This is a genomic window from uncultured Hymenobacter sp. (assembly GCF_964242765.1).
Taxonomy (GTDB): Bacteria; Bacteroidota; Bacteroidia; order Cytophagales; family Hymenobacteraceae; genus Hymenobacter.
Genome location: NZ_CAXTBM010000034.1, coordinates 1 through 21,216, shown reverse-complemented (window position 1 = coordinate 21,216; position 21,216 = coordinate 1). Strand labels below are relative to the sequence as shown.

The window sequence follows — 21,216 nt, the reverse complement described above, 5'->3', positions numbered from 1 at the left end:
CGCAAAAGCGCAGCAGCTTTGCGCTACATTCTGTTGGAATTATGGCAAAAAGCAGGCGTTTCCCTTATTGAAAGTGCTATAAATTCTCGTTGGCATTACATTGCATGGCATTCGCAGCAGCTTCTTGTTGCTGCGCGTCTCTGCTCCTGACTTTAATCAACCAACTGAATGTTGCGCTCTACTCTTTTCTTGCTTACTCTTGGCCTTACGGTTTCCGCTTTCGCCCAAACCAAACCTACTACCACGCCCGACCCTGCTATCACCAAAATGGTGGAGGAAATATCGGAAAAGAACCTGCGGGATGACGTCGACAAGCTGGTGAGCTTCGGCACTCGTCATACCTTGTCGGACACCAAAAGCAAGAAGCGCGGCATCGGTGCGTCCCGCAATTGGGTGGAAGACGAGTTCAAGAAGTACAGCAAAGCCAGCGGGGGCCGCTTGAAAGTCGAGCAGGACACCTTCACCATCAAGCCCGACGGCCGCCGCATCAACCGGCCCGTGCTCATGGCCAACGTCATGGCCACGCTGCCCGGCACCGACCCCGCCGACAAGCGCATCTTCGTGGTGAGCGGGCACATCGACTCGCGCGTTACCGACGTGATGAACGCCACGGCCGACGCGCCCGGTGCCAACGACGACGGCTCCGGCACGGTGGCTGTGATGGAGCTAGCGCGGGTGATGAGCAAGCAGCAATTCCCGGCCACTATCATCTTTGTGGCGGTGCAGGGCGAAGAGCAGGGCCTCTACGGCTCGACGCACATGGCCAAACGCGCCAAAGCTGAAAACTGGAACCTCGTGGCCATGCTCAACAACGACATCATGGGCAACTCCACCGGCCACGACCCGGAAATCAAGAACACCACCCAACTGCGCGTATTCAGTGAGGGTGTACCTGCCAACGAAACGCCCGAAGAAGCCCGCCTGCGTCGCACCCTGTCTTCGGAAAACGACTCCCCGAGCCGCCAGCTCGCCCGTTACATCCGTACGACCACCAAAAACCACGTTGCCGGCCACGAGGTGGTGCTGGAGTATCGCCCCGACCGGTTCCTGCGCGGTGGCGACCATACCCCATTTAATCAGCAAGGCTTTACGGCGGTGCGCTTCTCGGAAATGAACGAGGACTTCCGCCACCAGCACCAGGACTTGCGCACCGAAAACGGCGAAGAATACGGCGACCATGCCAAATTTATGGACTTCGCGTATCTGCGCAAAAACACCGGTGTCAACCTAGCTACCCTAGCTAATCTGGCCTTGGCGCCCGCCGCGCCTGGAAACGTGGGCGTGCTCACCGCCAAACTCACCAACCGCACCGAACTTCAGTGGGAGGCCCCCAAGGCTGGCGAAAAACCAACCGGCTACTACGTGCTGATGCGCGAAACCAGTGCGCCCGAGTGGCAGCAGAAGTTCTTCGTGACCGACACCAAAGCCGACCTGCCCCACAGCAAAGACAACTTCATTTTCGGGGTGGTATCCGTGGATGCCGAAGGCCACGAGAGCTTGCCGGCGACACCCAAGCCCGTGCGCTAAACCTTTCAGCTTAGGTTGCGAAGCCGCCTGCCTGCGCCCAATGGGTGCCGGTAGGCGGCTTTGCTATTTAATTGCCCAACGGCACTGGAAATACCACCTACCTGCACTCACTTGGCTACTCCACAACCCGACGCTTGATTTGTACAGGTAGTTACTTGCCGCAAAACAGCACCGAGCCCTTAATAATCTGCTCCAGCAACCAGAACAGGATTAGTAACTACACCTAATTAGCCGACCGGATAATGCGTGGCGAATTGCCAGCATTCATCCCCTTTCTGATAATTTGTCAGCTTACTTAGCGGGTAATAGCCCAGCTGAGTGCTTGCTGGTAATTCGCCACGCAGTACATCCACGACCACTACAATAGCAGAAGAGCACAAGCGTAGAGCAAAACTCCGTAATCGTTTGCGGGCAGGAGAGTGCGGGATGGCAAGGCGAAATTTAACAGGGTACTTTCTGTGGAATTTATTGAACCTCACCCCACAGTCTTATGGACAAACTTTATGGCTTGACTCGGCAGCTCCCCGTTGCAGTCGCGCTAATGGCAATAGCGCCCGCCGCGGTAGCCCAGGCGGTAACTGGTAGGATTACGGCCGACGACTCGAAAGCGCCCCTGCCCGGCGTTACGGTTGTATTGAAAGGTAGCACTACAGGTACGGCAACGGGGGCAGATGGCAGCTATTCTCTGAATGTTCCTAATCGGCAGGGCACCCTGATTTTCTCCTTTATCGGCTATGCCACGCAGGAAGTGCCAATTGATGGCCGTTCGGAGGTATCCATTGTGTTGGGCACCGACACCAAGGCGCTGCAAGAAGTGGTGGTGGTTGGCTACGGTTCCCAGAAAAAGAGCGACGTAACCGGGGCCTTATCCTCGGTGTCGGAAGGACAGATTCAGCAGGTAACCACCCAAAACCTAACGCAGGCCCTGCAAGGCCGCGCGGCCGGTGTGGACGTGGCCGGCGGCAACTTTCGGCCCGGCGAAACGCCCGCTATTCGTATCCGGGGCAACCGCTCGGTGCGGGCCTCCAACGAGCCTCTGTATGTAGTCGATGGTATTCCGCTGGCGCAGGGCTCGGGCCTCAACGACTTCAACCCGCAGGATATTCAGTCGGTGGAGGTGCTCAAGGATGCTTCCGCTACCGCCATTTACGGTTCCCGTGGCGCTAATGGCGTGGTAATCGTCACCACCAAGCGCGGGCAGGAAGGCAAGTTCACGCTCAACTACAACAATTACTTCAGCATCGACAAGGCCTCGCGCACGCTAGACCTCTTCAATGGTGGCGAATTTCTGGAACTGCAGCGCGAAGCCAACCGCAACACCAACACCTACCCTACCCTGTATGCTGACCCGGCCCGGGATTTCCTTTTATTCGGTCAAAACGACCTCAACGCTTGGGAAGGCATTGCCGACGGCTACGAGTGGGAAGACCGCGCAGCGCGGAAGGTGGCCTTTCGCCCCACCACCGAGGAAGAGCGCGCCCGCTACGGCGCCAATGTGACCCAGATTCCAATATACGACGCCAGCAAAGTGCGCACCACCGATTGGCAGAAACTGGCTTTGCGCACAGCTCTCACGCAAAACCATCAGATCAGTGCCAGCGGTGGCACCGATAAGCTGCGGGCCTCCATGTCGGTAGGCTACCTCAACCAGGAAGGTATTCAGCCGGGCCAGGATTTCGCGCGCTACAATGCCCGCGTAACCCTGGATTATAAGGTCAACAACATTGTGACGCTGGGTGCTTCCACCAATGCCAGCCTAGCTATTCAAAACTACGGGCCCGACGTGTACGGCCGCGCCGTTGGTCAGATTCCGTACGCGACGCCCTATGCCCCGGACGGTACCTTTATCGTCATGCCTGCCGTTGTACCTACGGTTTTCAACCCGCTACGCGAAGTGGACAATGCGTTCAACGAACGACGCGTAACCCGCTTTTTCGGAAGCTTTTACGGGGAAGTGAAACTACCCGTGGAGGGCTTGCGCTACCGCCTCAACGTGGGTCCTGACTTCCGGAACAACCGCACCGGTATTTTCCAGTCGGCGCGGGCTATTGCCCGGGACGGGGGTGGCATCAACTCCACTTCCTTTGCCTCCTACGACCAGGGCCAGAGTTTCACCTACGTAGTGGAAAACCTGCTTTTCTACGACAAGCAGCTAGGTGAAAACCACAGCCTGGGCATTACGGCACTGCAAAGCGTGCAGGCCGACCGCGGCGAAAGCTCCTTCGTCAGCGCCGTGAATCTACCCTACGACAGCCAGAAGTGGTACAACATCAGCTCCACCTACCAAGCTGCTGCCAACGGGTTCAGTTCTGGCTTCTCCAAACGCACGTTGCAATCGTGGATGGGCCGTGTGAATTATAGCTTCATGGACCGGTACGTGCTGACGGCTACCGGCCGCGCCGACGGCGCCTCGGTGCTGGCCCCGGGCAACAAGTGGAGCTTCTTCCCCTCGGTAGCGGTGGCCTGGAAGCTGCAGCAAGAGGGCTTTTTGCAAAACGTAACGGCTGTCAACGAGTTGAAGCTGCGGGGCGGCTACGGTACCGTGGGGCAGGCTTCGGTGGACCCCTACACCACGGGTGGCACCTTGCAGCGGTCCTCTTACGCCTTCAACGAAGTACCAGCCTACGGCTACTCGCCTACACCCGGCACGCTGCCTAATACGCTCGGTGGCATTCCCAACCCTGATTTGCAATGGGAGCGGACTTCAACCATCAACCTGGGCTTGGACTTCGGCTTGTTTAAGAATCGGGTGAGTGGCTCGGTGGAAGTGTACCGCGCCAACACTACTGATTTGCTGCTGCCGCGCGGCTTACCCACGGCCGGCGGTGTGGTGAACATCCTCCAGAATATTGGGGCAACGCGTAACAGTGGCTTCGAAACCAGCCTGACCACGATCAACGTGGAAACGGCGGGCGGCTTTCGCTGGGCCACCGACTTCATTTACACGCGCAACAAAGAGGAATTCGTGAAGCTGGCTTCCGGTGCCCAAGACGACATCGGTAACCGCTGGTTTATCGGGCAGCCGCTGGGCGTGTATTACAGCTACCAGAACAACGGCATCTGGCAGTTGGGCGAGGAAGACGCTGCCAAAGTATACGGCCGGGTACCCGGCGACATCAAAGTAGTGGACCAGAACAGCGACAACGTCATCAACGCCAACGACTTCGTGGTGCTGGGGTCGAATCGGCCAAAGTGGACGGGCAGCATCAACAACACTCTCAACTACAAGGGCTTCGAGCTGAGCTTTTTGGTGTATGCTCGCATTGGGCAGATGGTGTCTAGCGGCTACACGACCAGTTTGGGCGGGGTGTTCCAGAGTCAGAAAGGAAGCTACTGGACCCCAACTAACCCAACCAACGACTTCCCACGGCCTATTTACAGAAATGAAGCCCCCGTTGGCAACGAGAGCTATGCTTTCGTGAACGGCAGCTTCGTTCGGGTGCGCAATATCTCGCTTACTTACACCGTACCGCAGGCCATTAGCTCGAAGGTGAAAATGAGCAACCTGAGCGTTTATGCCAATGCCGTGAATCCGTTCCTGTTTACCAACTACAAAGGCCTTGACCCCGAAGCCGCCGATTTAGGCGCCACATCGGGCGAACGGGCGCAGGCCCGCAACCTGGGTACCAAAAGCCTGGTGTTTGGCTTGCGCGTAGGATTCTGATTCAGGACTTTTTCAATTGCTTAACGACATGAAAATCACCCGTACCATACGCGTTGCCTCTCTCACCGTCCTGATGGGACTGGGACTGGGCTCTTGCAAAGATTACCTGGAAGAAGAACTGGTTTCAACGCTCACCAACGACTATTTCAGCACCGAGCAGGGCCTGGAAGACTTGGTGAAATCCAGCTACGAGCAAACCCGCTACAAATTCGCTAACGAGCACTCCTACGCCATGTTCAACTTTGGCGTGGATGAGATGACCAGCGCCGACCAGATCAACTCCGAGTGGTGGAACCGCTACGACAACCGGCTGAACTCGTCGGATTTGTTTGTGGGCGAGGTTTGGACCGCCAACTATGATGGCATTAACCGCTGCAATATTGGCATTTCTCGTATTCCTGCCATTCAGGGGACTACCACGCTACGTACCGACGCGCAGAAAGCCCAACGCTTGGCCGAACTGCGCTTCCTGCGGGCTTACTACTATTTCCAGTTGGTGCAGCAATACGGCGCCATTCCGCTGCTACTCGAACCCACCGAGGGCGTGAAGCTGGAATTCACCCGCGCCGCTGTGCCCGAGGTGTACCGCGCCATCATCGCCTACCTGAAGTTCGCGTCTGACAATCTGGCCCCGACCACCTCAGATTTCGGTCGAGCCACCAAGAACGCGGCAATGCACTACCTGGCGAAGGCGTACCTGACGCGCGGCAGTGCCGTTACCGACGTGCGCGGCCAGCAACCCACCGATATAGACAGCGCCGCTTATTACGCCGACCAGGTTATTACCTCGGGCCGCAACCCGCTGGCCACCGACTATGCCCAGCTGTTTGACGTTTCCAACTCGGCCACCACGCCTTTTACTTCTGCCTCCCCTCCTACTTACGCTAACAGCGTGGCGGCCCAAACCAACCGCGAAATCCTCTTCTCGGCGCAGTTCGTCAACGTCGTGGCGCTGTCTGGCCGCTTCGGCAACCGGGTACACTCCTACTTCACCATGTTTTATGAGGACACGCCCGGCATGACCCGCGACCTGCTCAATGACCGGCCTTTTCGCCGCGTGATGCCCACCAATTACGCCATGGACATCTTTGACCGGCGCAACGACTCGCGCTTTTATAAGACAATGAAAACGGCCTGGATTGCCAACAATGCGGCCAGCCTTCCAAAATGGACGGCCGCCGACGCGCCCACGCCAGCTCAGGTAGGCCAGAACAAGTTTGCCGTCAACGACACGGCATTCTACGTCATCGTCAACACCCGCAACAACCCGATTCCGCAGGCACAAATCGACCGTTCCCGCTACAGGATCTTCGCCCGCTACATCCGCAACGCCGCCGGCAACGTGGTGACGGGTGCCTATGACCCAGCCGGCACGCTGGCCTTACGCAATAAGTTTCCACAGCTCATCAAGCACGCCGACCCGTACCGGCCCAGTGTCGCCGAAGAAGCCGGCACTAAGGATGGCATTCTGGCTCGCTCCGCTGAAACGTACCTGATTGCCGCTGAAGCGTATGGCCGCAAAGGCAACTACACCAAGGCGCTGGAATACGTTAACGTACTGCGTCAGCGGGCCGCCTACAAAGCCGGCGAAGTGAAGCCTTCGGTGAACTGGCGTGTAGAAGGTGGCACCCGCGGCGACGTAACCACCTCGTACCCAGCCATCAGAGCAACTGAGGTCAGCTTCACCACGAACGACCCTAAGGAACTGTATCCGCCAACAGTGACTTCCACGAACGACCGTTTCATTCACTTCATTTTGAATGAGCGTACGCGCGAATTGTTAGGCGAATTGCATCGCTGGGAAGACCTGGCTCGCACCGAAACCCTGCTCACTCGTGCTCCTTACTTCAACCTCGATGCGGCGGGTATTGGCTTTCCCAACTCTGGCATCAAACCATTTCATAAGCTGCGGCCTATCCCGCAGAGCCACTTGGAGCGCATTTTCCGCAACGGTCAGCCGCTCACCAACGAGGAACGTGCTGCCGAGCAGAACCCTGGCTACTAAACCAGCCTGCAAGACTGTAAGCAACCCCATGCAGCAATAAAAAAAGAGAGCAAGCCGCATAGGGCTTGCTCTCTTTTTTATTGCTGCTATCAAGTAGTTACGAGAACGATGTAGAGACGCGACACTTCGCGTTTCGTCGTTGAACGGCCAGAGCTGTTCTTTGTAAACAACCTCATCAACGACGAGACGCGAAGTGTCGCGTCTCTACATCGTTCTTGTAACTCAGAGCAAAGCAGTAAAAGGCTGAGTAGCTAACCCTACCAAAATGGTAGACTATGCCATCTGAAACGGCAGGGTAGCAACAGGCAACGGAAGCTTCTTTGGAGTTCCTAACCCTACTGTGAATTTCGAAAAGTTGCTTTAGGAAGCTGCCTTTGAGCTTTCGACGGGGGAGTATTGCTTGGCGCGGCTTATTGAGGCCAGGCCGGCACTGGCTTTGTAGCGTGGTAGAGCACGGCCCGGTCGTTGGCTGTGGTTTCCTCCCTTCTTTATTTCTACTCCCATGCCTTTGCTCACTATTGTTTTGCTACTAGTTGGTTTTCTGTTGCTCGGCATCCGCATTGCGCAGGAATACGAGCGGGCCATTGTGTTTCGGCTGGGCCGGTTTACGGGGGTGCGGGGGCCGGGCCTGTACTGGATTATTCCTCTCATTGAGCGGCAGCAGACGCTGGACATGCGCACCAAAACCGTGGACCTGGAACAGCAGGAGACCATCACCAAAGACAGCGTAACCATCAAGGTGAATGCCGTGCTGTGGTTCCGGGTAGTCGATCCGGCGGCGGCCATTATCAAGGTGGCCAACTTCAACCAAGCCGTGTACCAACTGGCCGTTACGGCGCTGCGCAACATCATCGGGCAGCACCAGTTGGATGAGGTGCTGCGGGGCCGCCAGCAAATCAATGCGTCTCTGCTGCAACTCGTAGATGCGGCCACCGAACCCTGGGGCGTCAAGATTGAGCTGGTGGAAATCAAAGATGTCGAGATTCCCGAATCGATGCAGCGGGCTATGGCGCGCGAAGCGGAGGCCGTCCGCGAGAAACGGGCCCGCATCATCAAGGCCGAAGCCGAGTTAGAAGCCAGCATCAAGCTCACGCAGGGCGCCCAACAGATGGAAGCCAGCCCCATGGCCCTGGAGCTACGCCGGATGCAGATGATTTCTGAAATCGGCATCGACAACAGCACCACGACGGTAGTTTTGATTCCGTCGGAGTTCAGCCAAGCTGCCAAAAGCTTAACGGCTATGGCCAGACCTCAAGTACCTCAGTAAGGAAAGAGGTGAGCGAGGATGCGGAGAAATGCAAATTATGTTTTTACTTGCGCTCCGAAGCCCCGCCCAAGTGCTAGCTTCTCTTATCTATGACCACTTCCCCTTTCGTATGCGCTTTCACTGCACGGCCTTTGGCTGGCGCTAAGCGCGTGGGCGGAATGGTTGAGAAATGCAAGAAACAGATTCCGGCCTGACCGTCGTTGCTGTTCCCTGCACTTAGTTGCTTTTGAACTCACTGCGCCGGTCCTCTTAGGGCCGGCGCTTTTTTTGCTCTTCCGTCTTAGTATCTCGTTTTTCACCTATATGAAAGTTCTCAAGTTTGGCGGCACGTCCGTCGGGTCGGCGCAGCGGATGCGCGAAGTAGTTGAATTGATTTACGCGCCCGAGCAGCGGCGCATTGTGGTGCTGTCGGCCATGAGCGGTACCACCAACACGCTGGTTGAAATTGCCCGGCTGCTTCATGATGGCGACCTAACGGCCGCCATGTCGCGCATCGAAATCATGCGGCAGGATTACCACATGGTAGCCCGCGAGCTGTTGCCCGACGCCACCGTAGCCGCGGCCGCCATTAAGCACTTGGATGGTATTTTCCGCAGCATCTTCGACCTTACACGCCAGCCGTTGTCGGCTTCCGGCGAGCGGGTGATTCTGGCCCAGGGTGAGTTGCTGAGCACTTATCTGTTTCATCAGTATTACACCGGCATTCTAGGGCGCGAAGCGGTGCTGTTGCCGGCACTGGACTTTATGCGCCTCGATGCCGACGACGAGCCCGACGCCGCCTACATTCGGGAGCACTTGCAAACGCAACTCGCCCGGCACACCGAGCAGCAGCTATTCATCACGCAGGGCTACATCTGCCGCAACACCCAAGGCTTCATCGATAACCTCAAGCGCGGCGGCTCCGACTACTCTGCCTCGCTGATCGGGGCCGCTGCTGATGCCACCGAAATCCAAATCTGGACCGACATCGACGGGCTGCACAACAACGACCCGCGCGTAGTGAAGGACACGTATCCACTGCGCGAATTGTCGTTTGATGAAGCGGCCGAGCTGGCATATTTCGGGGCGAAGATCCTGCACCCAAGCTCGGTGCTGCCGGCCCGCCAACACGGTATTCCGGTGCGGCTACTCAACACCATGCAGCCCGAAGCGCCCGGCACGCTTATTTCCAGCAAAACCAGCCAGCAGGCTATCAAGGCGGTGGCCGCCAAAGATGGTATCACGGCCATCAACGTGAAGTCGAGCCGGATGCTGCTGGCACATGGTTTCTTGCGCAACTTGTTCGAGATATTCGAGCGGTACCGCACCTCTATCGACATGATAACCACCTCGGAAGTAGCCGTATCGCTCACCATCGACGACGCCTCCCGCCTGCCGCAAATCCTGGAGGAGCTGCGCCGTTTCGGAACCGTGGAAGTAGACGAGCACCAGACCATTATTTGTCTGGTGGGCAATTTGGTGCAAGCTAATTACGGCTCCGCTTACCGCGCGTTCGAGGCGCTAAAAGACATTCCGATGCGCATGATTTCCTACGGCGGCTCCCCCAACAACATCAGCGTTCTGGTGCATACGGCCGATAAAGTGCAGGCGCTGCGAGCCTTAAATGAAGGCCTGTTTCGGCGGCAATCCTCTTCTTCCAGCTTGCTCTCGGAAAAAGAAGGGGAACTAGCTCTGTAAGACTACGCTTTTCCGCATACTGTTTAGTAACCTCATTCTCATTTGACTTTCAACCATCCTTAGCCCTCCTGCTGAATGCGCCCGATGAGTTCAGAGAACTAACTAGCTGTCAGCTATTCTCTTCTTACGCTGCGCATTATGCCATGAAGCGACTAAGGACAGGGTTCTGCATACCATGTCTTTTCAACTTTCCCCCGCGCTGCTTGCCCAGCCTACCCCATTCTACCACTACGATCTTGGCTTGCTTGATCAGACCTTGACGGCTTTGCAGCAAGCCGCTGAGCCGCGCAATTTCCTGGTGCACTACGCCCTGAAAGCCAATGCCAACCTGCCGGTGCTGGAGCGCATCAAAAACCGTGGCCTGGGCGCCGACTGCGTAAGCGGCGGCGAAGTGCAGCGAGCCCTGGAGGCCGGTTTTGCCCCCGACCACATCGTGTTTGCCGGCGTAGGCAAGTCGGATGCGGAAATCAACCTGGCGCTAGGCGCTGATATCTGGTGCTTCAATGCCGAATCGGCTGAGGAACTGGCGGTACTCGACGCGCTGGCGGGCGCGCAAAACCGCAAGGCGCGGGTGGCACTGCGCGTGAATCCCAACGTGGACGCCTACACGCATCCGCACATCACGACGGGGCTGGCGGCCAACAAGTTTGGTATCAGCCTAACTGATCTGCCGGGTGTCGTGGCCCACCTAGGTTCGTTGCCGAACTTGGAGCTTGTAGGTTTGCACGCCCACATTGGCTCCCAAATCACCAACCTAGAGGTTTTCGCCAAGCTCAGCGAGCGGCTCAACGAGTTGCAAACGGGCCTCAGCGACCAAGGCTACAACCTGCCGCACCTCAACGTGGGCGGCGGCCTCGGCATCAACTACGAGCACCCCGACGAGCAGGCCATTCCCGACTTTGAAGGCTACTTCTCGATGTTTGAGCGCCACCTCATCCGGCGGCCGGGCCAGCAAGTGCACGTGGAGTTGGGCCGGGCGTTAGTGGCACAGTGCGGCACCCTCATCAGCAAGGTTTTGTACGTGAAGCAGAGCCAGCAAGTCAACTTCGCCATCCTCGATGCGGGCATGACCGAACTAATGCGCCCGGCCCTTTACGGCAGCTACCACTACATCCAAAATCTAAGCAGCAGCAGCACCGAGCAACTTTACGACGTAGTGGGCCCGATCTGCGAGTCGTCGGACACGTTCCGCAAAGGCGTGCTACTGCCCGAAACGCAGCGCGGCGACCTGGTAGCTATTCGCTCGGCGGGGGCATATGGGGAGGTGATGTCGTCGGGATACAACCTACGGGAGAAGGCGGCGGCCGTGTACGTAGGTGGCTAGTTGCAGCCTGAAGTTGCGGCGTAATTGTGTAACGGATTCAGGTTTGTCATGGCTGTAATCCCGTCTACCGTCGTCCGCCAACTAAAAACGGCTGAGCGTACCTGAATCCGCATTTGAACCTGGGTACGCTCAGCCGTTTTTAGTTACTACACCTTATTGGTTTCCGGGGTAGCTCAAACCCTCGTCGTACTTAAACAAAGCATAGCCTGGAGCTTCCTTATAACCGGGCACATCTTCTTGCTGCTTTTGCACCACTTCCTCAGAAACAGGCGTCGTGAACGGCATTTTGCCCGTCGGGTTGAACTTGCCCGTCACCACGTCCAGCAGCGCCTCGGGCGTAGTACCGAAGGTGGCCAGTATGCCTTGGCAACGGCTTTTGGTGGAGGCATTGTACACTTCGTCGATAACCCACGGGTTGCTGTAGTTGACAGCCAGAATGGTTGGCTTTTTGGTCATGAGCGCCTTGATGTAGGAAACTTCCACCGCATTCTTCGACAGCGACAGATAAAGCGGCGCACCATCCGAGGCGAACAAAGATTTGCTCATGGGCTTCAGCCAGAGCAAGACCACATCGGCTTCTTCGGGCGTGCTTACAAACTGCACGGGGTACGAGCTGTCTTTGGCGGCGTACACTTCGCCGGCTCCCGTAGCGGGCGCGTTGCCGGCTTTTTGGTAGGACTCGAAGTACACTTTGGTTTTCACCTTCAGCGGTAACGCTTTGGCATCGTTGCGCAGCAGCACGATGGATTTGCGTAGCGCCACCGCCGCCCGGGCCGCCGACTTCGGGTTGTTCACGATTTTCTCGGCGGCCACTTCGTCTACGTACGGGTTTTCAAACAAGCCCAACGCAAACTTTTCCAGCAGCAGCCGCCGCACGGAATCGTTGATGAGAGGCAGATCCGCGGGGTTGCTTTCAACGGTTTTTAGAAGTTCGGTGGGGTCAGCAGTACCCGAAAACAGGTTGACGCCCACTTGCAGGGCCTGGTGGTACCGCTGGGTGATGGACAGCTCTTCGGCGCCCCAGGGCATCATTTCAATAGGTCCGGTGTCGGAGTTGATAATGCCGTTGAAACCTAGCTCAGTGCGCAACAGGTCTTTGATAACGCCTTTGCTGTAGGCATACGCAATCTGCTCGTACTTCGTGCCTACCGGCATCGAGTAATAAGGCATGATGGCGGCGGTGCCCGCCTTGATGGCCGCCTTAAAAGGAATCAGGTTATTGGCAAATTGGCCGCCGGGAAACACCTCTTTCTTGCCCCAGTCGAAGTGTGGATCTTGGCCGCCCTCCCCGGCGCCTCCACCGGGAAAGTGCTTGGTGGTTAAAGCCACGGAAGTTGGGCTGAGCGTAGTTCCCTGGAAGCCAAGCACCACCTGCGTTATCATTTGCGCCACCCACTCGGCATTCTCGCCAAACGTACCATCCACACGTTGCCAGCGGGGCTCCGTCGCTAAATCGGCCATGTACATATAGCCCTTGCGCAAGCCAACCGCGGCCCACTCCTGCCGGGCAATGTCGGCAAATTCGCGCGTCAGCTTCAGGTCGCGCATAGCTGACAAGCCCAGCTCGCCGGGCCACTTCGAGAAAGCCGTGGTGCCGACGCTGGTGCCCACCGCTGCCGCCGTGGTGATGTGGTTGCGAGGATTGGAAGCCACAATGGCCGGAACACCCAGCGGCTGGCTTTCGCACAGCGCCTGCAAGCGGTTGGCCCATTCGGCGGTCGTGCGGGCGCTTACGTTGGCCCGCAAAATGAAGTGCCGCTGGTGAAACTGGGTTACGGCCTTGGTGGTGCCTGCAGCAGTCATAATGGGTACGGGCAACTGCTTGCGCGTGAACATGTTGGTGGACGTAACCAAGTCCTCTTCGTTGAACTGGCTGGTAATGGGCTCCTTGTTTTTGGGCGCTTCAAAGGCCCAGTCGTTTTGCAGGCGGGTGGAGCTGATGAGCATGAATCCAACCTTCTCGGCCACTGACATGCGAGCCAGCAGGTCCTGCGCCCGCGCTTCTGCCGGCAAGCGCCAGTCTTCGTATGTATCGAGGCGGCCGTTCTTGTTTAAGTCCTTGAACTTCAACCCGCCTACGTCCAAGACTTTAGCTGACCGGCTCCCCAAAACTGGCTGCGCCACCTTGGCTTTAGCTGGTTGGCGCAGCGTTTGGAAAGCCCCAAGAAGCGCCAGCAGTGAGATACCCACCGATGCCGTTACGCATGCCTTCCACTGCAAATAAGTGACGGTTCGGGCGGCCACAAGGAGCCCGTGGAGTCTTTTAGCTACTGTTTTCATGGTTTAGCGCAAGGGTGGGAAAGGTGTTAGCAGCGCCGCCCAGCGTCGCCGTGTCAGTAAGTACCTAAATCGCAGGCAGATTGAGATAGAACAACCTGGATTTATTCACGAAAACGTTACCGACAACCCGCCGATTCCAACCGTGGCGCAGCCGGGAAACTGACCAAGCTCAACAGAGTAGTTCATTACCAGCACATGACCTGCGGCCTACAAGCTGAGCCCAGCAACTTATTACGCCCACTGCCCGAGCTGTTGTAGCAAGACATTCAATAAACAGAGAAACTTCCTGTAGCCTCGCCCGCTACTCAAACACTGTTTTTGCCAGACTTACAACGGGTTGCACAACTCAATGGCCGCGCTTTGGTTAAAGACAAACCACCCTTTGACCGTTCGCTATGAAAATCCTGCTCACTGGTGCCAATGGCTATATCGGCCAACGCCTGCTTCCCTTGCTAGCCGAGGCCGGCCACGATGTTGTGTGCTTGGTGCGCGACCCGCGCCGCTTCGAGTTGCCCGAGCGGCTGCGCAGTCGCGTGAGCGTGGCGCAAGGCGACTTGCTGAAGCCGGATTCGCTGCGGGAACTGCCCACCGACATCGACGCGGCTTATTACCTGGTGCACTCGATGAGCGGCAACGACAAAAACTTCTTTCACTCCGAGCAGCAGTCGGCGCGTCACTTCGGGCAGTACCTCGACACCACCACCGCCCGGCAGGTGACCTACCTATCGGGCATCGCCAACGACCATGACCTGAGCACGCACCTACGCTCGCGCAAGGCCGTGGAAGAAGTGCTTGGCCACTGCAAAGCCGCCCTCACGGTGCTCCGGGCCAGCATTATCATTGGGTCGGGGTCGGCATCGTTCGAGATTATCCGGGACTTGGTGGAGAAGTTGCCCGTGATGGTGACGCCCCGCTGGCTGAACTCGCGCTGCCAGCCCATCGGCATCCGCGACGTGATGCACTACCTCACCCACGTACTCGACAACGAAGCCTGCTTCAACCGCTCCTTCGATATCGGCGGGCCCGACGTGCTGACTTACCGCGAGATGCTGCTGAAGCTAGCGGCCGTGCGCGGCTACCGGCGCTACATTGTTACGGTGCCGGTGCTTACGCCGCGGCTGTCGTCGTGGTGGCTGTTTCTGGTGACGCGTACCACGTTTTCGCTGGCGCAAAGCCTGGTGGAAAGTTTGCGCAATGATACCGTGGCCGACCCAGGCCGCAGCATAGCGGAAGTGCTGCCTCACCAGTGCATGAGCTACTTTGCCGCCGTGGAGCTGGCCTTCCAGCGCATCGAGCAAAACGAAGTAGTTAGCAGCTGGAGTGATGCGCTGAGCAGCGGCGTGATGCCACGCAACTACATGGACCACATCCAAATACCGCAGTTCGGCTTGCTCACCGACCGCCAAACGCTGCGCTTCACCCGCCCGCCGCAGGAGGTGCTGCAAAACGTGTGGAGCATCGGCGGGGAGCGGGGCTGGTACAAGGTAGACTGGCTCTGGCGCGTGCGCGGCCTCATGGACAAAGTAGCCGGCGGCGTCGGCTTGCGGCGCGGCCGACGCTCCCCCACTAGCCTGCGCGCCGGCGACCCGCTCGACTTCTGGCGCGTGCTCGTAGCCGACCGCAAAAGCAGCCGCCTCCTGCTTTACGCCGAAATGAAGCTCCCCGGCGAAGCCTGGCTGCAATTCCGCATCTTGCCCAACACCGACGGCTCTCACACACTAGAGCAATTGGCTGCATTTCGACCCTACGGCCTAGCGGGCCGGCTTTACTGGTACTCGCTGGTGCCGTTCCACTTCATTATTTTCCGGGGCATGATCGAAAACATCGTGCAGTACGGCGAATCAACGCCGCTGCCGCAGTTGGCCGCTCCGGCTAGTTAGGTCGGGTGCCAGTGCGGCTGTCAGGCGGTGTTGGGATTGAGTTTTTACGCGAATTCAGTAAGACCCGCAAACCAGTGCCCCAGAGTTGACCAAGGCCCCCGTGTGGCCGCGGATGGGGGTGCAACCGCTAGCTTGGAGCGGTTGTCGGCGGCACTTTCTTCCACCTTATTGCCTCATAAGAAGTCGGAGCGCTAGTCGTTAATCCGGACTGGTTGCTGGTTGAATAGGGTGTTGATGGGAGGTTACTGCCAAGTATGTTCTTAAAACTTGACCCTTAGGCCTCATTATAAAAGCCTTATTATCCATACATAAAAGTCTGTATTTCTTATAGTTGCGCATTATAAATAACCCGATTTTAAGTCCAACTATTCGAGATTCTAGTCTAGCTCAGAAGGACTGATTTATCTAGTTTAGCGAATATTTCAACGCCCTAGGATAGCATCAGATACGGTCATGCAACGCACGTCTGGCAACTGAAGCGCGGGGCTGTTTGAACTGTTCTTATGCTGTCCTGGCCCGAGTTTTCGGCAGGCACTCTAAGTATTTAGCAAACAAGAGTATACTGTCTTATCAAGCCACCTTTTCTATTCGATCCACTACTTACTTATGCTGCTCGTTTATCTGGCCGCTCTTCGAAAGGTATTATTCGGGGAGTGGCCTTCGGGTTTTCAATAACGCCCGAGTTGTACGCTGATTTGCGGTTTCCATTTTAGTTTCCTTACCTGTGCTTATGCTCTTATTCACTACCCTCCAACTGCCCTCTTCTGAAGGCCATTCGTACTACACCACCTGCTATGTACTGGCCTTTGGGGTGCAGTTGGCGCTGCTACTGCGTGCGGGCTACCGGCGGGGCTATCCGCTCCAGACGTGGCTGGTACTTTTAGTTGCTAGCACTTTCGGCTTTATTCTCGGCACTAAGTTGATTGCACTACCTGCCGAAGCGTGGCCCGCGCTGCTGCAACACGGAACCTGGCCAGCTACTACGGCCCGCTCAGTGCTGGGAGGCGGGCTAGGTTTTGCGTTGGTTATAGTGCTGCTACGCCGGTGGCTGGGCTTCAGCTGGCACGTCGTCGATGCGTTTGCGGCCCCATTGTGTGCCGGACTAGTTGTGCAATGCATAGGGTGTTTGCTGGTGGGTTGCTGCTTCGGCGAACCCACCAATGGCAAGTGGGGCCTTACCTATGTGGCGGGCACTTTGCCGTACTATTTGCAGCAGCAGCAGGGTCTGCTAGCAGAGGGAGCCGCCCATTCCTTAGCCGTTCATCCCACTCAGCTTTACACACTGCTCCTGTGCGCCGGAACCGGACTATTCCTTTGGCTGACACGCCGCCGGCAATGGCCTGCGGGCAGCCGGCTTTTGCTACAAGCTGGTTTATTGGTGGTTGGTCGGCTGGTCATTGAGTTCTGGCGCGACCCAAGCGGGGAGCCAGTAGGCGCGGGTAGTATTGAATTGTGGGGCTTGCAAATGCTGCAAATGCAGTGGGTACTGCTGCCATGTGGGATACTGCTGCTAAGTGCCTGGGGACTGTTAATTTACAGTGCCCGCTTTACGTCGCTTGTGCCAGAAGTCTGTCCTAAAGACCGTCCTCTTCGTAATCTACTAGCCGTTGTGGGGGTGCTGGTGTGCACGGCGCTGCTACCCACTGGCGCACTCACAGTGCCCGAACTGCTGGTGGTGAAATCGGTGCTACTGGCGGTGATTATACTAGTCACCATCAGCGTACTGCATGAGGCCTTGACAACGAAGCGAGTAGGCTTGCCCCTTACAGCTGCCGCGGTGGTACTGCTCTTCACCAACCAAGTGCCCGCCGATTCCACGCAGTCCAGCTATTTCTCTTTCACACCTGGTTTTGTACGGGGCACCTACGACCAAGATATAAGCAGAAGCAGTGAAGACAACTGCTCTGGTCAGCCTTATCGTGTGGGTTATTACCACCGTTATCAGGCAATTGGAGGAGAGTTTTCTTACACGCGGCCCAGCCAAAGCAAACCTGGCCGTACTACTTACGGCTTGGGCGTGTGGAGCGGCCACGAATACGTTAACGCCCAACAACTGACCATAGGAGAACCTTTTTTGACGGCCAACCCTAGGGATGGCCAGCGTTTTCCACTGTATGATATCAACCCCTACTTACAGCGTGACCGAATGCATTCTAATGGTTTCGGCTATGGCATCCGGCTGGGAATCCACCTTGGCAAACTAGCAAATCTTGGTTTTTCTGATCTAAACAGCAACTTAAAAACAGTGGAGGCGCAACCAGACGCGACCATTTGGCTAGGCGTACGGCGCACGCTGTTCGCTCAGGCTGACTTCGGAGCCGGGCCCTTGGGCTTAGGCAACCCTACTGGGCGAATTGCCTTGGGTTCGGGACTAGGCTCCAACTGGAATCGTCAACTGTTAGTAGGCGCAGCATTAGCCGAACACGCACCAAACAACGCTATGGGCTTTGTCAGCGCCAGTTTTCCTTTGGGCAAAACCCACTTATGGTTAGAGCCCTACGGAGCTACTAATTTCGGGCGGCATCAGCAGGTATTGCTGCGCCTACAATACCGGGTGAGCACGCGCCGACGCTGAGCACTATCCCAGTCGTCGTACCAACCACATAATTCCACTCAGCAACAAGCTGATCAGCAGCATCGAAGCTATGGGGGCATACAGCCGGAAGCCCGGCCGCTCGATGCGGATGTCGCCGGGCAGCCGGCCGAACCAGTTCAGCAACGAGCCGCCGCCGAGCCAGAGGAAGGCCCCAAGGGCGGCGACGGCTAAGCCAATAAGTACGAGGAGTTTACCGAGTTGAGGAGGCATGTTGGCGGCTTGAATCCATTACCATTTCACTACCAGCAACGTGCCCACAGCCACCAGCAACAGAAAAATTCCGAAGGCCACCCATTCCACACGCTGGCTGAAATCCTGCGGATAGGAACGACGAATCCGGGCCTGCCCCCAGATACTGGCAAGCAAGGCAACCACAACAAGCGGCATCATCACTCGCATAGACAGTAGCCCTCGTGAAAACAGGCCGATAACCAGCAGCACTGGCAGACCCGTGCAATAGGCAGCAAGGCGCGGAAAGAAGGTGGATTGGTTCATACGGGAGTCTCGTGAATGGGCTAGCTAACTACAAATTTACCCCTGCCCAAACACTGGCTCGATGCGGCCTTCCGGGCTTATTTGCAGCACGGCTTCGTACCGCTGCCCCGACTTAGCCGACACGAATCCGCGGATGACACCGGTTTTGCCTTTGCGCAAGAGCTGGTTCATCTGCGTGTCGCTGAGGGTTTTGCCGCCCCACTCGAAGGGCACCCGGAACTGGCAGTCTTCGCGGAAACGGGAGCAGCCGTAGGCGGCTTTGCCTTTGAGCATGGTACCCAGCCGGCACACCGGGCACGGAATCTGGCCGGGGTCGTTAGGCGTGGTGGGCTTGCTTTCGGCGGCGCGGACTAGCTCCAAGGTGTGTTGTGGCGTGAGGCGGATGGCCGCGTCGAACTTTTGGCCCGCATCATCCACGAAGCCCTTGATAACGGGCGTGCGGCCTTTGGTCAGCAAAGGCTGCATCTGCTTGTCAGTTAGCTTTTTGCCCTCAAATTCAGTTGGGAGTCGGAATTGACAGCCCTCTCGCCAGCGCGAACAGCCGAACGCCGATTTGCCGCGCAGTACGTGGCCGCTGCCGCAAGCCGGGCAGGCACCGAGCGCGCCGGCAATAGCGGGCGTAGCAGCCGCTTTAGGCGGATTCGCTTTGGTAGCCACTGCTTTCTTCTGGCCCGTCAGGTCAGCCAGCTCGGTTTTGCTGACGGTGATGCCGCGGCCCGAACCGTCCTGCTTCACCTCCAGCACCATCTCGCGCACCAGTTGCTTCAGCTCGTCCAGAAACAAACCCGAATCGAGGTTGCCGGCTTCAATCTGACGCAGCTTCCGCTCCCACTGCCCCGTTAATTCCGCCGATTTGAGCGTGGGGTTGCGGATGAGGCCAATGAGTTCGACGCCGGTGGCGGTGGGCAGAATCTTCTTCTTCTCGCGCACGATGTAGCCCCGCTTAAACAGCGTTTCGATGATGGCGGCGCGGGTACTCGGGCGCCCGATGCCGTTTTCCTTCATGGCTAGCCGCAGTTCGTCATCATCCACGTTGCGGCCGGCAGTTTCCATACCGCGCAACAACATTGCCTCGCTGTACTCGCGCGGGGGCTGCGTCACTTTCTGGTCGAGGCGGGGCTTGTGCGGGCCTCTTTCGTCCTTCACGAAGTTGGGCAGCACAGTGCTTACCACATCGTCCTCGCCCTCACCGGCCGCCTTAGGGGCCGAGGGTGCTTGCTGCTTCTCCGGGTCGCCGTACACCACGCGCCAGCCGGGGTTCAGGATCTGGCGGCCGCGCACCCGGAAGGGGTAGCCGCCCGCTTCGGCCGTTACGGTGGTGTTGCTGACTTCGCAATCGGGGTAAAACGCGGCCAGGAAGCGGCGCACAATGATGTCGTAGACGCTGCTTTCGTGGCCGCCGAGGCCGTTGGCACTCGCGCCCGTCGGGATGATGGCGTGGTGGTCGGTTACTTTATTGTTGTTGAAGACCTTGGTGGACTTGCGAATTTTGGTGGCCAGCAACGGTGCCGTCAGGCCCGCATAGCCACCCAAGCCGCGCAGGATATCCGGGATTTTCACGTACTGGTCGTCGGGCAGGAAGGTGGTGTCTACGCGCGGGTAGCTCACTACTTTCTTCTCGTAGAGGCTCTGCACCGTCTTGAGCGTATCTTCGGCGGACAAACCCAACTGGTTGTTGCACTGCACCTGCAACGAGGTCAAGTCAAACAACGACGGCGGCGTTTCGTAGCCTTTCTTGATTTCGACGCCCGTTACGGTTAGGGGCACGTCCTTCACAGCGGCCATGGCGGCATCGGCCTCTTCCTGGCTCACAAAGTAGCCGCGGGCCTTCAGGCGGGCTTTTTCGTCGGGCTCATCGTCGTCGGCTTTGCCTTTTTTGGGCGGCGCCACGTGGCTGAACATCGTGCCGCGGTACTCGGTGCGCAACACCCAATACGGTTCCGGCTTGAAGTTCTGGATTTCGTGGTACCGGTCTACCAGCAGCGCCAGCGTGGGCGTTTGCACGCGGCCGAGGCTGAGCACCTGCCGCTGCCCAGCGGCATACTTGAGCGTAAACAACCGGGTGGCATTCAGCCCGAGCAGCCAGTCGCCAACGGCGCGGCTCTTACCGGCTTGGTACAGCTTGTCGAATTCGGCACCGTCGCGCAGGTTGGCAAAGCCCTGGCGGATAGCTTCTTCGGTGAGCGACGAAATCCAGAGGCGCTTGAACGGCTTGCGGTACTTGGCTTCCATCAACACCCAGCGCTGAATCACCTCTCCTTCCTGGCCGGCGTCGCCGCAGTTTATCACTTCCTCGGCGTTGGCCAGCAGGTTTTTGATGACCGTAAACTGCCGCACTACGCCGTCATCGCGGCGCATGAGCTTGATGCCGAACGTGTCGGGCAACATGGGCAGGTCGTGGATGCTCCAGCGCTTCCATTCGGGGCGGTAGTCCTCAGGCTCCCGAAGCTGGCAGAAGTGGCCAAACGTCCAGGTGACCTGGTAGCCGTTGCCCTCGTAGT

General features: G+C 57.7%; 12 protein-coding genes. 8 read left to right on the top strand and 4 right to left on the bottom strand.

Annotated elements, in window-relative coordinates:
- Positions 1–168: 168 nt before the first annotated feature.
- The 6 genes from ACFE7X_RS14840 to lysA all read left to right on the top strand — a co-directional run bounded on the left by ACFE7X_RS14840 (position 169) and on the right by lysA (position 11,464).
- Positions 169–1,527: a M20/M25/M40 family metallo-hydrolase gene (locus tag ACFE7X_RS14840; protein WP_375436462.1), complete on the top strand. Its 1,359-nt coding sequence runs from the start codon at positions 169–171 to the stop codon at positions 1,525–1,527.
- A 490-nt stretch (positions 1,528–2,017) separates the two neighbouring features.
- Complete coding sequence (locus ACFE7X_RS14835) at positions 2,018–5,191, top strand: SusC/RagA family TonB-linked outer membrane protein (RefSeq protein WP_375436461.1); 3,174 nt, start codon at positions 2,018–2,020, stop codon at positions 5,189–5,191.
- Between the two features lie 28 nt (positions 5,192–5,219).
- Positions 5,220–7,196 carry a RagB/SusD family nutrient uptake outer membrane protein gene (locus ACFE7X_RS14830; RefSeq protein ID WP_375436460.1) on the top strand — a complete coding sequence of 659 codons (1,977 nt, stop codon included), beginning with the start codon at positions 5,220–5,222 and terminating at the stop codon, positions 7,194–7,196.
- A gap of 502 nt (positions 7,197–7,698) precedes the next feature.
- The gene (locus ACFE7X_RS14825; protein ID WP_375436459.1) at positions 7,699–8,463 is read left to right on the top strand and encodes a slipin family protein; all 765 of its coding nucleotides are present in this window, start codon (positions 7,699–7,701) and stop codon (positions 8,461–8,463) included.
- 303 nt (positions 8,464–8,766) lie between these two features.
- Positions 8,767–10,140, top strand: coding sequence for an aspartate kinase (locus ACFE7X_RS14820; protein WP_375436458.1), 1,374 nt, complete (start codon positions 8,767–8,769; stop codon positions 10,138–10,140).
- Between the two features lie 175 nt (positions 10,141–10,315).
- On the top strand, positions 10,316–11,464 hold the full coding sequence (lysA, locus tag ACFE7X_RS14815) for a diaminopimelate decarboxylase (RefSeq protein ID WP_375436457.1): 1,149 nt from the start codon (positions 10,316–10,318) through the stop codon (positions 11,462–11,464).
- Between the two features lie 153 nt (positions 11,465–11,617).
- Here the strand turns inward: lysA and ACFE7X_RS14810 are convergent, their stop codons facing one another.
- Positions 11,618–13,744, bottom strand: a complete 2,127-nt coding sequence (locus ACFE7X_RS14810; protein ID WP_375436456.1) for a glycoside hydrolase family 3 N-terminal domain-containing protein — start codon at positions 13,742–13,744, stop codon at positions 11,618–11,620.
- Between the two features lie 395 nt (positions 13,745–14,139).
- On the opposite strand from ACFE7X_RS14810, the gene ACFE7X_RS14805 reads away from it, so the two are divergent.
- Together ACFE7X_RS14805 and ACFE7X_RS14800 are read left to right on the top strand one after the other, a co-directional pair.
- Positions 14,140–15,624, top strand: a complete 1,485-nt coding sequence (locus ACFE7X_RS14805; protein ID WP_375436455.1) for an SDR family oxidoreductase — start codon at positions 14,140–14,142, stop codon at positions 15,622–15,624.
- Positions 15,625–16,354: 730 nt separating this feature from the next.
- Positions 16,355–18,199, top strand: a complete 1,845-nt coding sequence (locus ACFE7X_RS14800) for a prolipoprotein diacylglyceryl transferase (protein ID WP_375436454.1) — start codon at positions 16,355–16,357, stop codon at positions 18,197–18,199.
- Positions 18,200–18,202: 3 nt separating this feature from the next.
- Here ACFE7X_RS14800 and ACFE7X_RS14795 read toward each other — a convergent pair whose 3' ends face one another.
- The 3 genes from ACFE7X_RS14795 to ACFE7X_RS14785 form a co-directional block, all read right to left on the bottom strand.
- Entirely contained in the window at positions 18,203–18,430 is a 228-nt protein-coding gene (locus ACFE7X_RS14795) for a DUF2905 domain-containing protein (protein ID WP_375436453.1), read from the bottom strand.
- An 18-nt stretch (positions 18,431–18,448) separates the two neighbouring features.
- Complete coding sequence (locus ACFE7X_RS14790) at positions 18,449–18,715, bottom strand: hypothetical protein (RefSeq protein ID WP_375436452.1); 267 nt, start codon at positions 18,713–18,715, stop codon at positions 18,449–18,451.
- A gap of 36 nt (positions 18,716–18,751) precedes the next feature.
- Positions 18,752–21,216 (bottom strand): DNA topoisomerase (locus ACFE7X_RS14785; RefSeq protein WP_375436451.1); only part of this gene is annotated, 2,465 nt, incomplete at its 5' end.

Excerpts from the sequence above, each read along its gene's own strand:
- ACFE7X_RS14790 (WP_375436452.1), bottom strand. The coding sequence starts at position 18,715 with ATGAACCAATCCACCTTCTTTCCGCGCCTTGCTGCCTATTGCACGGGT.
- lysA (WP_375436457.1), top strand. The coding sequence starts at position 10,316 with ATGTCTTTTCAACTTTCCCCCGCGCTGCTTGCCCAGCCTACCCCATTC.
- ACFE7X_RS14800 (WP_375436454.1), top strand. The coding sequence starts at position 16,355 with ATGCTCTTATTCACTACCCTCCAACTGCCCTCTTCTGAAGGCCATTCG.
- ACFE7X_RS14835 (WP_375436461.1), top strand. The coding sequence starts at position 2,018 with ATGGACAAACTTTATGGCTTGACTCGGCAGCTCCCCGTTGCAGTCGCG.
- ACFE7X_RS14795 (WP_375436453.1), bottom strand. The coding sequence starts at position 18,430 with ATGCCTCCTCAACTCGGTAAACTCCTCGTACTTATTGGCTTAGCCGTC.
- ACFE7X_RS14840 (WP_375436462.1), top strand. The coding sequence starts at position 169 with ATGTTGCGCTCTACTCTTTTCTTGCTTACTCTTGGCCTTACGGTTTCC.
- ACFE7X_RS14820 (WP_375436458.1), top strand. The coding sequence starts at position 8,767 with ATGAAAGTTCTCAAGTTTGGCGGCACGTCCGTCGGGTCGGCGCAGCGG.
- ACFE7X_RS14805 (WP_375436455.1), top strand. The coding sequence starts at position 14,140 with ATGAAAATCCTGCTCACTGGTGCCAATGGCTATATCGGCCAACGCCTG.
- ACFE7X_RS14830 (WP_375436460.1), top strand. The coding sequence starts at position 5,220 with ATGAAAATCACCCGTACCATACGCGTTGCCTCTCTCACCGTCCTGATG.
- ACFE7X_RS14810 (WP_375436456.1), bottom strand. The coding sequence starts at position 13,744 with ATGAAAACAGTAGCTAAAAGACTCCACGGGCTCCTTGTGGCCGCCCGA.
- ACFE7X_RS14825 (WP_375436459.1), top strand. The coding sequence starts at position 7,699 with ATGCCTTTGCTCACTATTGTTTTGCTACTAGTTGGTTTTCTGTTGCTC.